Here is a 15,264-nt window from a genome sequence, read left to right on the forward strand (position 1 = left end):
TCAGTATAAAAATTATTCAGCCTGAGCCGCTTCATCCGCTTCTTCAGCCAATTCTTCCTGCTCGCCCTGTTTTGCCTCGAGCACGGCATCGGCAATCTTTCCTGCTATAAGTTTTACGGCACGGATAGCATCGTCGTTTCCAGGGATAACAAAGTCAACTTCTTCAGGATCACAGTTTGTATCAACAATAGCAACTACAGGAATACCAAGTGTATGCGCTTCCTGAATAGCAATCCTTTCTTTGCGTGGATCCACTACGAACATAACGTCAGGTATTTTTTTCATTTCTTTGATTCCGCCAAGGTTCTTTTCAAGCTTTTCCATTTCATGAAGAAGATTTGCAACTTCTTTTTTAGGAAGAACTTCAAATACACCCTCTTCCTGCATTTTTTCAAGTTCCTTTAACCTAGCGATCCTTGTTTTGATTGTTTCAAAGTTTGTAAGCATGCCGCCGAGCCATCTCTGGTTTACATAGTACATTCCGCATCTAACGGCTTCTTCTTTGATTGAATCCTGGGCCTGCTTCTTTGTGCCTACAAAAAGTATTTCTCCGCCGTCTGCGATAATGTCGGAAACTGCGAAATAAGCTTCGTCAACTTTCTTAACTGTTTTCTGAAGATCGATGATGTAAATTCCGTTTCTTTCAGCAAAGATATATGGAGCCATTTTAGGGTTCCATCTTCTTGTCTGATGACCGAAATGCACGCCTGCTTCTAAAAGCTGTTTCATTGAAATAATACTCATTATATTTCCTCCTGTGTCGGTTAATCCTCCCCATTTTCATAGTTCGGCAACCCTGTCGGAGGGCACCGGCCGAATATTAAAAATAGGTGTGTTATCAGTAACGCCTGATATTATATCACATTTGTCACAAACTTACAAGCACAAATTTTAAAAACGCCATATATAAAAATACAGCGCCAATATATGTTTTGCTTAAAGCCTACAATAAATTCATGAAATTTTATTTTTTCAACGCAATTAAAAACAAATACCATATGAACGTTAACAGAACGTACATTTAATAAGTTTAGTACGTTTTACCCTAAAATATATAAAATTAAATCTATCCGGTATAAAATAATTGTTCATATATGCAGAAATTGCAGTCAATAAAAGTTCTATAAAACAGCCGCGACTTTCAATACGGAAAATCCGCATGAAAATCACGGCTGTTATTATTACATAAGCGTTAAAACATTTAAATACAATTTTAACATATTTTCAAAAGAATATCTGTGAATAAACAAATATTAAAGCATTTCAACTATAACGGTTGTTCCCATTCCTCCGCCTATGCAAAGGGTAGCCATGCCTTTTTTAGATTCGCGTTTCATCATCTCATAAAGAAGCGTAACCAGTATCCTTGCGCCCGATGCGCCGATAGGATGACCAAGCGCGATAGCGCCGCCGTTTACATTAACTTTATCCATGTTGAAACCAAGCTCCTTTGCAACGGCAATGCTTTGAGCCGCAAAAGCTTCGTTACACTCAATAAGATCCAAATCATCTATCGTAAGCCCCGCTTTGTCAAGCGCTTTCCTGCTTGCAAATATAGGCCCGATACCCATAATCGAAGGATCTACGCCTGCGCTTGCATAGCTTACAATTTTGGCAATAGGTTTAACGCCGAGCTCTTTAGCTTTATCGGCGCTCATAAGCACAAGCGCTGCCGCTCCGTCGTTAACGCCCGATGCATTTCCGGCAGTAACGGTTCCGCCGTCTTTCTTAAATGCTGGTTTAAGCTTGCTCAAGCCTTCCATTGTTGTCCCGTGTTTTGGATATTCGTCATCCGAAACAACAATTTCGCCTTTTCTTGTCTTAACCGTTACAGGAACTATTTCATCTTTGAATCTTCCGCTTTTCTGAGCCTCTTCAGCCCTCTTTTGGCTCCTTAAAGCAAATTCATCCTGCATTTGGCGGGTAATGCCGAACTTTTCAGCAACATTTTCGGCTGTAATTCCCATATGGTATTTATTAAACGCATCCGTAAGGCCGTCCCTTACCATACTGTCAACAATAACGCCGTCGTTCATCCTGTAGCCGCCCCTTGCTTTTTCAAGCACATAAGGAGCCTGCGTCATATTTTCCGTGCCGCCGCAAACAATTACATCGCTGTCTCCGCACATAATTGCCTGACTTGCCATAGCCACAGTGCGAAGCCCAGATCCGCATAACATATTTACGCAAAGGGCCGGCCTTTCAACGGGTATTCCCGCATTTACAGCCGCCTGCCTTGCTATGCCCTGATACTGGCCTGCCTGAAGTACGCATCCTAAATATGTGTCGTCAACGTCTTCCGGTTTAATTCCCGCCCTGTTTAAAGCTTCTTTTATAACTATCGTTCCAAGCTCAGCGGCTGAAACTGTTGAAAAAGCTCCCTGAAACGATCCGATTGGCGTCCTTACGGCGCTTGCAATAACTACTTCTCTCATTTAAAATTAACCTCCATATAAGCTGTTTTTAATATTACCTGTTAATAAACACCGGTTTTCTTTTCTCTACAAACGCTGTCATTCCTTCTTTTTGATCGGCGGTTGCAAAGCAAAGGCCGAAAAGGTTTTTCTCATAATCGATTGCGCTGTCCATATCAAGCTGTATTCCCCTGTTTATTGCTTCTTTTCCGTAAGAAACGGCAATAGAGGCGTTTTTAATTATTTTATTTGCCATTTTATAAGCTTCTTCCATCAGCTGTCCATCTTCGGCAATTTTATTTATAAGGCCAATCCTAAGCGCTTCTTCCGCTCCTATTTTATCGGCCGTAAGCACAAGTTCCTTTGCCCTTGTAAGGCCTACAAGCCTTGTAAGGCGCTGAGTTCCCGAAAATCCCGGTATAATGCCAAGGCTTGTTTCAGGAAGTCCGAATTTTGTATCGGCGTTTGCAATCCTGAGGTCGCACGCCATAGAAAGTTCGCATCCGCCGCCGAGGGCATAACCGTTAACAGCCGCGATAAAAATTTTATCCATTGATTCCATTCTTCTCAAAACTGTTGTAATATGCCCTGCAAATTCTTTCGCTCCTTTTGCGTCAAGATCCTTCATGTACGAAATATCGGCCCCGGCGGCAAAAGCTCTTCCTTCGCCTGTTATAATTACAACTCTTATCTCGTCATCTGCCTCAACTTCATCCAATGCATAACTTATTTCATGGAAAATAGCAGGCGTAAGAGCGTTTAATACTTTCGGCTTATTTATTTTTAAAAGAAATATTTCCCCTTGCTTTTCACAGATTATTTCTTTATATTCCGGCATTTTTAAATTCCTCCCCAAAGAAATTTTTAAATAATTTATTTATTGTAATCATAAAAACCTATACCGGCTTTTCTGCCGTATTTGCCGGCCCTTACCATTTTCCTTAAAAGCGGCGCCGGCCTGTATTTATCGTCGCCCGTTTCCGAAACAAGCACTTCCATAATATGTAAAACAGTATCGTTGCCTATAAGATCCGAAAGAGCAAGAGGCCCCATTGGGTGGTTTGCGCCAAGCTGCATTGCTTTATCTATATCTTCAACAGATGCAATGCCTTCAGAGAGCGTAAATATAGCTTCGTTAATCATAGGTATAAGAAGGCGGTTAACGACAAAACCCGGACCTTCGTGAACTTCAATAGGATCTTTTCCGAGAGTTTTTGATAATTCAAAAACTGTATTGAACGTTTCATCGCTTGTTTCATATCCCCTTATAACTTCGACAAGTTTCATAACGGTTGCGGGATTAAAATAATGCATGCCTATAAATTTATCCGTTCTTTTAGTCGCGGAAGCGATTTCTGTTATCGATATTGACGACGTATTTGTAGCAAATATTGTTTTCTCGTCACAAATTTCATCCAGCTCTTTGAAAACAGTTTTCTTAACGTTCATGTTTTCTACAATAGCTTCGATAACAATATCGCAGTCCTTTAAATCAGCCATTTCGGTTGTAACTTTAAATTTGGCGACGATACCCGCTTTATCTTCTTCAGTAATTTTTCCTTTTGCGACAAGCTTGTCAAGGCTCTTTCCGAGCTTAGCCATGCTTTTTTCCAAAATCTCGTCTGTCATATCCCTAACAACAACTTCAATTCCTGCTTTTGCAAACAGCTGGGCAATATCCATCCCCATCTGCCCTGCTCCAATGATACCTGCCTTTTTCATTCTGAAAGCCTCCTGTCAAATAAAACTTATAAATGGATGCATTGATATTTAATATTATGTTTTAGATTATATGGCAAAACAAACGCTTTTTCAAGATTTGATATATATTAAACAAATAACAGAAATGAAAATAACACGTTTTTTAGCTAATATGCCATTTTTTTAACAAATCAAAACAGTAACTAAAGTTTACCTGTACAAACAGCATAAGTATAAAAATTACTGTCAAAACTGCTAAATACTGTAAATACGGGCTTCTTTAAAATATGAAATAAAGTAAAATACCAGAGAGAAATTCCCCTCTGGCATCACAAACTTTTCTTAGACAAAATATTTTGCATGCTAACTCTTTTTATTGTTATTAAAATATCTCTCAAAAGATTTGCTGGCCCTTAAACTTTGTCATGATTTTTTCTCTTCGTCTTTAACAAATCCGCATTTCTCATTCGAACAAACGATTTTCGGATTTTTTGTCCCTTTTTCCACCATGTACGCTCCGCATACCGGGCATTTTTCATTAACGGGTTTATTCCAGCTTACAAATGAACAATTATCCGGGTTATTCTCGCATCCGTAATACTTCCTGCCTTTTTTCGTTTTTTTGATTAAAACCTTCCCGCCGCATATAGGGCATGGAACTTCGGCGTCCTCAAAAAACGGTTTGGCATTAGAACATTCCGGAAAATTAGGGCATGCAAGGAATTTCCCATACCTTCCGTACTTAATAACCATATTGCTGCCGCATTTTTCACAAATAATGTCGGTAACTTCGTCTTTTATTTCAATTTTGCTTAGTTTCTCCTGTGCATTTACAAGTTCTTTTTCAAACGACGGATAAAAACCTCTTATTATATCCTTCCATGCAATCGTCCCTTCCTCGACACAGTCGAGGTCTGCTTCCATCTGCGCCGTAAAGTCAATATTAACTATGTCTTTAAAATAATTTTTCATTATATCGTTTACAACTTCACCCAGCTCCGTTGTGTAAAATAGCTTTTTTTCTTTTGCAACATAGTTCCTGTTTAATATAATCGCTATTGTAGGCGCATATGTGCTCGGTCGGCCAACGCCGATTTCTTCAAGCGTTTTAATAAGAGAAGCGTCGCTGTAACGCGGCGGCGGCTGTGTAAAGTGCTGCAAAGGATTTATATTTTTTGCCGAAACCGAATCCCCTTCATTAAGCGGAGGCATCTTGCCGCTTTCATTCTCGTCTTCAACTCTGTCGTAAACTTCCAAAAAACCTTTAAACCTAAGCGCTGAACCCGAGGATTTAATTGTATGGTTCCCGGCCGTTATACTTATAGACTGCGTTTCATACTCTGCCGGGGCCATTTGGCTCGCAACCGCGCGTTCCCATATAAGCTTATAAAGCTTATATTGCTCCTTTGTTAAAGAATCTTTTATGCTGTCCGGCGTTTTGGATATATATGAAGGCCTGATGGCTTCATGCGCATCCTGCGCTTTATTTTTCGATTTGTATATTACCCTCTGCGGGCTGTTATATTTTTCACCGTAATTTTCGCCTATAAATGATTTTATATCCTCATAAGCATCGTCGGAAATTCTTACGGAATCTGTACGAATATAAGAAACAAGACCCGTTGTGCCTTCCCCTTTAATGTCGACGCCTTCATACAGCTGCTGTGCAATCATCATAGTTTTCTGTGCCGTAAGGTTAAGGTATTTGCTGGCCTCCTGCTGAAGCGTGCTTGTTGTAAACGGCGGCAGAGGTTTTTTAATCCTTGAGCCTTTTTTTACTTCCGATACAATAATGCCGCTTTTGCGGATGTCGTCTATAATCTTTTCCGCTTCTTCTCTGCTTTTAATCTCCGCTTTTTTATTTCCTTCACCGTAATACTTTGCCGTAAATTCGGTTTTTCCGTCCGTAAGTTCAAATTCTATTGTCCAATATTCCTCCGGTATAAAAGCCGAAATTTCCTCTTCTCTGTCGCATATAAGCCTCAGCGCAATAGACTGTACGCGCCCGCCGCTTAATCCCCTTTTAACTTTCTTCCATAGAAGGCTGCTTATTGAATATCCGACAATCCTGTCCAAAACTCTCCTTGCCTGCTGGGCGTTAACAAGATCCATATCTATTCCCCGCGCCTGCTTTATGGAATTTTTAACGGCGTTTTTAGTTATTTCGTTAAAAGTTATCCTGCTGTAGTTTGTATTTTCAAGGTTCAAAGCAGAAATTAAATGCCAGCTTATGGCCTCCCCTTCACGGTCAGGGTCGGTAGCAAGATATATCTTGTCCGCGGCCTTTGCCTCTTTCCTAAGTTTTGCAAGCAGATCGCCTTTTCCTCTTATAGTTATATAGCGAGGTTCAAAATCATTTTCAATATCTACTGCAAGCTGGCTTTTGGGCAGGTCCCTCACATGCCCCATGGAAGCTTCTATTTTATAGTCGCTTCCCAAAAATTTTTTAATAGTCTTAGCCTTCGCCGGGGATTCAACTATAACAAGCTTTTTCCCTTTTGTTTTAGTTTTTGGTTTAACTTTAGCTGAAGCTTCTGCTTCTTCAAGTTTTTTAGCCATTACCGCACCTCTGTCATATTTGTTTATAAACTTCGGATGTATCTTTCGCCCGGAAGTTTTTGTATTGCTCCTTTTAATTCAAGCATAGTTAATATATATTGTATTTCAGGTATTTCCATTTTAATCTTATCGGCAATATAATCAAAGCCAACCGCATCATAACTTAAAATACTGTATACCATTTTTTCTTCTTTGTCCAATATTAAACCGCCGTTTTTTTCTTTTTTGCTTTCTTTTTTCTTCCGGCTTATTCCTAATTCAAAATAGATGTCTTCAACTTTTGTAATCATTGGACAGCCTTCTTTTATCAAATCGTTTGTTCCCTGTCCGGACAAACTTGTTATATTTGAAGGCAGGGCCATAATAACCCTGCCGCTGTCGCCCGCAAAGTCAACCGTCGTCAGCGTTCCGCTTTTTCTTCCTGCCTCAACAACAAATAAACCTTTTGAAATTCCGGCAATAATCCTGTTTCTTTGTACAAAATTAAATCTGTTTGACGGGGTATCGGGCGGATATTCGCTTAAAAGACAGCCTTTTTCTCCGATAACTTTCATAAGCTCCCTGTTTTCACTGGGATAGCAATGGCAATGGCCAAAGGCCAACACGGCAACGGTAGCTCCGCCGACGTCAAGAGCCCCTTTGTGGCCTAAAGAATCTATGCCCTTTGCCATACCGCTTACAATCGTAAAACCGTCTTTTGCAAGTTCCTTTGAAAATTTATACGCCATGTTCCTCCCGTATTCCGAACACCTCCTGGCGCCTATGATGCTTATATACGGCATTTCATCAAAATCCGGCAGGTTCCCCTTAATGTAAATACCGACAGGCGGTTCGTGTATTTCCCTTAATAACTTCGGATAATCGCTTTCATTTATGGATATATATCTAAGGCCGCATTTTTCAACCTCTTCGATCCATCCGGGCAGAAGCCCTTTGCCCTTTTCTAGCATTCTATATGTTTTTGTATCTTTAACAACAGATTCTATAATTCTTTCTTCGGCGTTCCAAACATTTTCCGGACTGTTAAACTCATTCAGCAAGAGCCATGTTTTCCTAATATTCAAGCCCAAACTTTGAAAAAGCCACATCATATAGTATTTGCTGTCCATAATCAAACGACCCTTCATTTTAATAAATACGCCCTTAAATAATAATAGTAAGTTGAAATAAAAGCAAGCAGAACATTAAATTTATATTTGTTTTTTTCAAATTGTAGAGTTTTTACAGAATAGGACGCCATATATCTAACGTCAATGCAGTCCGTTGAAATATTGATATTCTTTAATATAAAATAGTATTATAGGCGCATCCGCCAGATTTATAACATACGGAAAAACGGGCGCTTCATATTTTAAAACCCCCGTTTCTATCTATAAGTTTAAATTATTTTCCATATACGGCGCAAAACCCGGCCACTACGTAAATATATTGTTTTCATACACAATAAATACGCATTTATAGTCCTTTAATTTATTCATCAATTATGCCGGCGTCGGCCAAATCGCCGTAATCAAACAAAAGAGCTCCGTCATACATAACTCTTATACTGTAACCATTATAGCTGCAGTCATAAACAACGCCCTTTTCAAGCTTTTTTTCCGGCATGCCTTCCAATACATACCTTTCATCATCATTCCAAATCCAAACTTCCCCTCCCATAAAATATGAATCATATTTATATATCGATTCCAGCTGATCTGAAGTAATCCATTCATTTTCCCACTCTTTTTTTGCCTCTTCTGGCGAAAATTCGTCCGGCGTATAATCTTCGTTTAAACTTCCGTCTTTATTAAGAAGGCCTTTGCTTATTAAATCCTGAGGATTAAAAAACCACTGTCCGTTCTCCCTTTTAAACCTTATGCCGCTATATGTGCCTTCCGCATTTTCCTCCAACGCAAATGATTCCGGCATATCATATATAAACATTAAATCTTTTGCTATATAGCCCGTAATTACAAACCCATATACAATATTTCCAGTCCCATAATAATAATTATGCATAGAACTTACGGTTTCGCCAAAGGTCAAATCGCTGTTTCCCGATACTCTGTGCAGCTCGGATTCTGAAATCCAATTGCTTTCAAGCAGTTCTTCATTCCATTCTTCCTCCGTTTTAAAAAGGCCGAAATATTCTGCGGCATCGTTAAAACCTCGCGGTTCATGATAATATATACCGTTCTCCATATCAACAAACTTATCGACAATACTTCCTGCCGCGCCTGAAGAGAATGTCCGGAAATTCGACCAATCTTCGTACACTTTTCCGAAAGTCTCCCTAAACCATTCATCAGAAAAAGCTTGACCTGATAAATTGTCATAATATTTCCTTAAATACGATGTATCGCTAAAAAATTTATAACATTCCCCGCGCGTATTTTTATATGTCACGCCATATAAATTCCAATAACATATTTCGTCCATATCATTATTGTCAACAACTTTGTACTCATAGCTGTCGAGTCCGCCTTCCACATATATTGGATATATGTCTTCATATGTATATCCCCTGATTTGGCGGAACCCGCTGTATTCGCCAGTACCCGGCTGCGAATAAAGATTATATACGTCAAAAACCTTATTTTTTCCGTTTTCCCAAATTGTTATATACCTGAATTTTTCTTTTAAATCGGCCACTTTCATTATCTCAAGACCTTTGTTATATTGCTCTTTTGATATAACGCCGTCTTTTTTAAGCTGCTTTATAAGCGGCAGGCCGCCGCCTTTTTGACGCTGGAGCAGAGCTTTGCACGTAAGCCACACTGCATCGCCGCGTGTAAAAGAAGGGCTTAGCGAATAAATACCGTCAGTTAATCCTATAGAATCGGAAAACGAAAGGGCAGTTCCGTATGAAAAATCTCCCCCCGAAAAATCGCTGTATCTAAGAGCCCTTAATAAGAATGTAATATATTGCTGTGCATTCATATTCCTATTTGGCTCAAACAATGTTCCCGTCACGCCTCTTACAAGCTCATTTTCATAGGCATATCCAACGTATTTGTCAGCCCATACATCAACGTCTGTAAAAGGATGATCCCAATTCCCATTTAACGCTTCTTTTTCTTTCCCCATAAGTCTTATAAGCATTATTACCGCTTCCTGTCTTGTGACAGCCCTATCCAAATTGTAAACAGTTTTTCCTGACTCTTCTGTTTCCATTCCTTCAAGCAATCCAAATTCATGCATTGCATCCGCCAAACTCTCAGTATCGGAACAAATCTCAGCTGCACTTACAAAAACTCCAGCAGAAAAAAACATACATAACATAATTAAAAAAACAACGGCTTTTTTAATCATAATATCTTCCTCCTTGTACCCCAAACCAACTATATTTTCAGTTAACTTGTTTCATACATGTTAGATAAACCGCCGAAACGAAAGCGTCATAAACCGGCACTCTCAATAAAAAATATTATTTTAGCTACTGATTTAAACATTTAATGCATAAGACCCCCCCTTTTTTAATACTTTAAATAAAAATTATCTGTTATCATCCCCCTCCTTAATTACGGCATAAAAAATTTTTCAATATCCGCGTCGGTTTGTTTAGCGGCTTCATCATAAAACACAGGTTAAAAAATTTATTGCAGGAAATCTGCATAACACCACCAGTCAATATATAATTTAATTCTAATTCACAATTCATTATATCTTATTTATAAAAAATAGCTGTTTTATTTTTTACTAAACTTATACAGCTAACCACAACTATTTTTAACTTAAAGCAAAAATTTATCTTAATGTTATCATGCGTAAATATTTTTACAATACAGAACATATTTGCTTTTAATTTCAGTATACACAATTAAATCTGCAAATTCCAGTATATGTTGCAAATTCATATAATTTTTTACAGAAATATAACCAAATTTTTTACAGCATAATTTACATTTATTTTGAAAAGAAATGTATGCACATCGGAGCAATAAAAAAAAACGGTTAAAATCAATTTAGATTTTAACCGTTTTTTTAAGAGCCGAAAACGTGACTCGAACACGCGACCTATTGATTACGAATCAATTGCTCTACCAACTGAGCTATTTCGGCATATAAAAATTCATTTTGTATCACATTAAATTCCACACCGCTACTTGTGAAACCTCAACCGTTATTCTGATAATTAAGAACAACACGTCTGACAATTTGCCAGCACCAAACGAACTGAATTTATTATATCACATTATATTTTAAATTGCAAGAAAAAAAGAGCAGTTTTTTCTGCTCTTTAATAATTTTTTTATTTACATTGCAAAATTACTTATTTTCCTCACAGTTGCAGTCATCATCACAGGATTCAAAATCATCGTCAAAATAATCTTCTTCATCATCCCAATCGTCATATAAATCGTCATAGCCGTGACCTCCCTGTTTTTTCACAAGGAAATAAATTACGCCTACAGTAATTGCAAAAGCTGCCAAAAGCAAGCCTAAAATCATACACTGCGTTTTCTTGTCCTCTGAATTTTTAACGTCCGAAACAAGCGTCCTGAATTCATTAAAACTCAAATTTTTCATACCGAAAACCTCCTTGAATTAGTATTATTAGCTGTAGCTTTTAAAAAAATTCTTTTTATGGAAAAATCCATTTTTATTCATATCGCTGTACTGCTGATACGCTTTTTTTAAAATCTGCCTTTCATCATTAAATTTAAGCAAATGGTAGGCTTCGTGAAATTTATAAAAGCCCGCATCGGCAAAATATTCCTCGCTTTGTGGTTTATTGTAGAAGGAATCGGTTTCCATAAGGTACCAATGCACCGTCTTGTTAACCATATCTTCATCACCACGGAAACTATACTGCGTTTTCCCTACATATTTAATTATTTCAGCAATAGATCCTGTTTCCTCGTTTACCTCCCTTAAAGCAGTTTCACTATGGACTTCGCCTTCTTCAACCGTTCCCTTTGGAAGGACCCAGCCCATATACTTGCCGTTTTGGTTTTTGTAGAGAAGCAGTATTTTCCATTTGTGAATCACAATCCCACCGCAACTCACTGCTTCTATCACATTTTTATACCTCCGAAAAAAATATTAAATCCATTGGTACAAGTATAACTCTTTTTCAGCAATATTTCAAGCTTTCTTGAATGGAGAAAGGCCTAAATGTGACTTTATTTTGATAAATGCGTTAACCCAAAGCAAAATTACATAAGGTATAAAAACGAAAAGATACCACTTTGTTTCCCAAAGAAGTATAAAATTAAATAATCCATGCAGAATCCACGGGCTAAAAAAAGCCGCAAAAAGATAAAAAATTCCGCCCTTTAAATAATGGTATATTCCGAAATAATACCCCATGGACACAGCAAACAATCCGTGGGCAGGCACAGAAATTACAGCTCTCGACAACGCCGTTTCAAAACCGCCCAGCACCGGATTAAAAATATATATAATATTTTCGGCTCCTGCAAATCCCAGGGATATAAAAACGCTGTAAACTATCCCGTCCACAGGTTCATTTAATTCCTTGTTTTTATACATCAAAAAGTAAAGAAAAACCAGTTTTAAAAGTTCTTCATTTCCCGCTGAAGTTACGAACGCTGAGAATATAATCGGATATGCCCTTGAAACGCTTAGCTTCATAAGGAAAACGTCGTTTAAAAGAACCGGTACGGATATATAAAACCCATAAAGCGCCCCCAAAAGCAAAAGGCGCAGCGGTTCCTTTTCATATCTGTCCTTAATAAACATAAAAACAAGAAAAATTATAACAGGAGCAACAGCAAGGGATAAAAGCATATAATCCTCCGATAAAAAATTTTTATGCCCTTATTCTGTCCCATTTTTAACTCTGTATAAGTTTAATTAAAAATTTAACTAAATGCACCTCTGCTCTTTACTTGTCATCTGTTTTCCTTCTCAATAGAATTATAAAGCATTTTTCTTGCAATAACCGAAGGGTTCATACTGCCGTCGCCGTTTTCAAGCACTACGGCAACAGCATATTCCGGTTCTTCTGCCGGAGCAAAACCCACAAACCACAAATGGTCGGCTCCCTGCGGATTTTCGGCAGTTCCCGTTTTCCCAGCAACTTGAAAATATTCGCTGTCGGCATTATAACCTGTGCCGCTGTTTACAACGTCCGTCATCATTTCTTTAAGCTTTGCGCATTCTTCTTCTTTAAAAACCGTTTCTAAAGTTTGGGGCAGGTTTGTCTTTATAGTTTTCCCACTGTAATTCAAAACACTGTCAACAAGGTATGGTTTCATCATAACTCCGTTATTCGCCACAGCCGCCGTAAGGCTTGCCATAAAAAGCGGCGTAACCGTAGTTCGTCCCTGTCCGATAGATGTTTCGACAAGTTCGCTTTCTGTAGAATCTCCATTCAGGAGAACCGTTGATTTGCTTGAATTCAAATCAAACTTAAAATCTTTATTAAATCCAAGTTTATCCGCCGTATCCCTTAAATTTACCGCTCCCATCTTTTTTCCGAGTTCCGCGAAATAGCAGTTGCAGCTTTGGGCAAAAGCGGAAGTCAAATTTACATTGCCATGCGCTTTATCGTTATAGCAGTGAATAATCTTGCCGTCAAACTCGGCAACGCCGGTACAAGTATACTCAAAAGAATTTACATCTCCTAAATTTCTCATTGCCGAAACCGCCGTAACTATCTTGAATGTAGAACCCGGCGGATACAGTCCCTGTGCCGCCCTGTTAAGAAGAGGGCTGTTCTCGTCCTCCCTCAAGCTGTCCCAATTCTCCGCAACGGACTGAGGATCGTAATTAGGCTTTGAAACCATGCATACAACACGCCCTGTTTTGACCTCGATAACAACAACAGCCCCGTTATTGGTGCGCATAAGATCGCTTCCTATTTTTTGCAGGTAACTGTCAACAGTCAAAACAACGCTGTTGCCTTCCGGTTCATCGCCGCTTATAAAAGCTTTAAGCCTCTGCATTATTTCATTGTCAAGTTTCTGAAGTGTAAAATTCTGCGTTGCTTCCACTCCGCTTTTTCCGACGCCTGTATATCCGAGAACATGCGCCGAATTTTCCCCGTCAACATATATGCGCCTGTATGCATCGCCGTCTTTTTCGCTGTATGCCATTAAGTTGCCGTCAATATCATAAATAGAGCCTCTTTTAATATTCGAATCTGTAGAATTTATGCGCGGATTGTACGAATTGGTTGTAAGAAATTCTTTGTCGACAATAACTATCTTAAAAATATATCCAATCGAAACAAGGAACATAAGCGCAAATAACGCAAATACCCTCTTTATGCTCTTTTTGCTGCTGTTCAATATACGGCGCCCCCCTCTTCAGCCAGGGTCTGCTGGTACCCGCAAAGCCATTGTATTAAACCGATAGTAATTATGCTTACGACTATAGAACTTCCGCCGTAACTTACAAACGGCATCGTCACGCCCGTAAGCGGTATGAGCTTTATAACGCCGCCTATTATAATAAAAGTCTGAAAAGCCATCATAGCTATAAATCCCGACGCAAGCAGGGCGTAGTACCTTCTTTGACTGTAAAAGGCTATTATCATTCCCCTTGCAAAAAGCAGAACAAATATTAATATAACGCCTACGCCGAAAATCGTACCGAACTCTTCAAGTATCGCGGCAAAAATAAAGTCTTTTGAAACTACTGGTATGCTTGTAGGCATGCCTTTTGTAAGCCCGCTTCCAAGCAGCCCTCCCGTGCTTATGGCAAAAAGCGACTGCGCAATTTGATACCCGCCGAAATCTATATCGCTCCACGGATCTTTCCATGCCGCAACACGGACCTTAACATGATCGAAAAGGTTGTATGCAATTACGCTTGCAAACGATGCGGCGCACATGCCGCCGAAAAATAACCATTCGTTTGACGTTGCGATATAAAGCATTATCATGTAAGTGAAGAAGAATATCAGCGCGCTTCCCAAGTCTTTCTGCATCACAAGAAGTATAACTATCCCGGCGCTTAAAACGCCCGTGACTATAAGTTCTTTAAATTCCACTTTCTTTCTGAAAACGCTTGCCAGATAAAATATAAAAAGGAATTTTACAATCTCCGAAGGCTGGAATCCGAAAGATCCTATATAAATCCAGTTTATAGAACCATATTCCCTTCTTCCTAAAACCAAAGTTGAAAGTATAAGAAGGTATCCAAGCACAATGTAAAGTTTTTCAAACATTTCAAACCTGGGTATAATGCTTATAATAGTCGGTATCCACATTGCTATGAAAAACCCGAGCACAATCCATACAAGCTGTTTAAAAGCAAGCATAGAGTCAAGCCTTTGGAGCATTATAAGCCCTAAATCCAAAAGAAAAAACACACAGTTCCAAATCAGCGGGCAGCTGTTCCTGTAAAACTTGTTGGCAAGGAAATTAGCCACCATAATAAACGCCAGCCCCAAAACTCCGATTAGAAGAGTCTCGTTGTTGAACGAAATAGTTTCCCTGTCGTACGAAAGAATAATAAAAGCCGTAATATGCATTAAAACAATAAGCGTACGTCCGCTGAAAATTGCATTTCTATGTTCTTTTTTTGTAAGAGCAAATTCGTCGAGTATAAAAACAACGCCGTTATATATAAAAAGCGTTATATAGATTATAAACATATACCCTGCGAATTTTATAAATAAATCAAACATTGCACC

12 protein-coding genes and 1 tRNA gene are annotated in these 15,264 nt (G+C 38.8%); all 13 read right to left on the reverse strand.

What is annotated here, in order from left to right:
* Positions 1-12 precede the first annotated feature (12 nt).
* A complete protein-coding gene (gene rpsB, locus NE664_07025) occupies positions 13-744 on the reverse strand; it encodes a 30S ribosomal protein S2 (GenBank protein MCQ4726416.1) in 732 nt (243 codons plus the stop codon).
* A gap of 509 nt (positions 745-1,253) precedes the next feature.
* Complete coding sequence (locus NE664_07030) at positions 1,254-2,435, reverse strand: acetyl-CoA C-acetyltransferase (GenBank protein MCQ4726417.1); 1,182 nt, start codon at positions 2,433-2,435, stop codon at positions 1,254-1,256.
* 34 nt (positions 2,436-2,469) lie between these two features.
* Positions 2,470-3,252: an enoyl-CoA hydratase-related protein gene (locus tag NE664_07035; protein MCQ4726418.1), complete on the reverse strand. Its 783-nt coding sequence runs from the start codon at positions 3,250-3,252 to the stop codon at positions 2,470-2,472.
* A gap of 35 nt (positions 3,253-3,287) precedes the next feature.
* Positions 3,288-4,136, reverse strand: coding sequence for a 3-hydroxybutyryl-CoA dehydrogenase (locus tag NE664_07040; protein ID MCQ4726419.1), 849 nt, complete (start codon positions 4,134-4,136; stop codon positions 3,288-3,290).
* 402 nt (positions 4,137-4,538) lie between these two features.
* Positions 4,539-6,674 carry a type I DNA topoisomerase gene (gene topA / locus NE664_07045; protein MCQ4726420.1) on the reverse strand — a complete coding sequence of 712 codons (2,136 nt, stop codon included), beginning with the start codon at positions 6,672-6,674 and terminating at the stop codon, positions 4,539-4,541.
* Positions 6,675-6,697: 23 nt separating this feature from the next.
* Positions 6,698-7,801: a DNA-processing protein DprA gene (gene dprA, locus NE664_07050; protein ID MCQ4726421.1), complete on the reverse strand. Its 1,104-nt coding sequence runs from the start codon at positions 7,799-7,801 to the stop codon at positions 6,698-6,700.
* Positions 7,802-8,144: 343 nt separating this feature from the next.
* A complete protein-coding gene (locus NE664_07055; GenBank protein MCQ4726422.1) occupies positions 8,145-9,968 on the reverse strand; it encodes an S-layer homology domain-containing protein in 1,824 nt (607 codons plus the stop codon).
* A gap of 677 nt (positions 9,969-10,645) precedes the next feature.
* A tRNA-Thr gene (locus tag NE664_07060) sits at positions 10,646-10,718 on the reverse strand.
* 207 nt (positions 10,719-10,925) lie between these two features.
* Positions 10,926-11,186, reverse strand: coding sequence for a hypothetical protein (locus tag NE664_07065; GenBank protein ID MCQ4726423.1), 261 nt, complete (start codon positions 11,184-11,186; stop codon positions 10,926-10,928).
* A 27-nt stretch (positions 11,187-11,213) separates the two neighbouring features.
* Positions 11,214-11,678: an NUDIX domain-containing protein gene (locus NE664_07070; GenBank protein MCQ4726424.1), complete on the reverse strand. Its 465-nt coding sequence runs from the start codon at positions 11,676-11,678 to the stop codon at positions 11,214-11,216.
* A 66-nt stretch (positions 11,679-11,744) separates the two neighbouring features.
* The gene (locus tag NE664_07075) at positions 11,745-12,410 is read right to left on the reverse strand and encodes a PrsW family glutamic-type intramembrane protease (protein MCQ4726425.1); all 666 of its coding nucleotides are present in this window, start codon (positions 12,408-12,410) and stop codon (positions 11,745-11,747) included.
* 104 nt (positions 12,411-12,514) lie between these two features.
* A complete protein-coding gene (locus NE664_07080) occupies positions 12,515-13,915 on the reverse strand; it encodes a penicillin-binding transpeptidase domain-containing protein (GenBank protein MCQ4726426.1) in 1,401 nt (466 codons plus the stop codon).
* Positions 13,912-15,225, reverse strand: a complete 1,314-nt coding sequence (locus tag NE664_07085; GenBank protein ID MCQ4726427.1) for an FtsW/RodA/SpoVE family cell cycle protein — start codon at positions 15,223-15,225, stop codon at positions 13,912-13,914. The genes NE664_07080 and NE664_07085 overlap by 4 nt, the downstream gene beginning before the upstream one ends.
* Between the last annotated feature and the right edge of the window lie 39 nt (positions 15,226-15,264).

This window comes from Anaerotignum faecicola, from assembly GCA_024460105.1.
Taxonomy (GTDB): Bacteria; Bacillota; Clostridia; order Lachnospirales; family Anaerotignaceae; genus JANFXS01.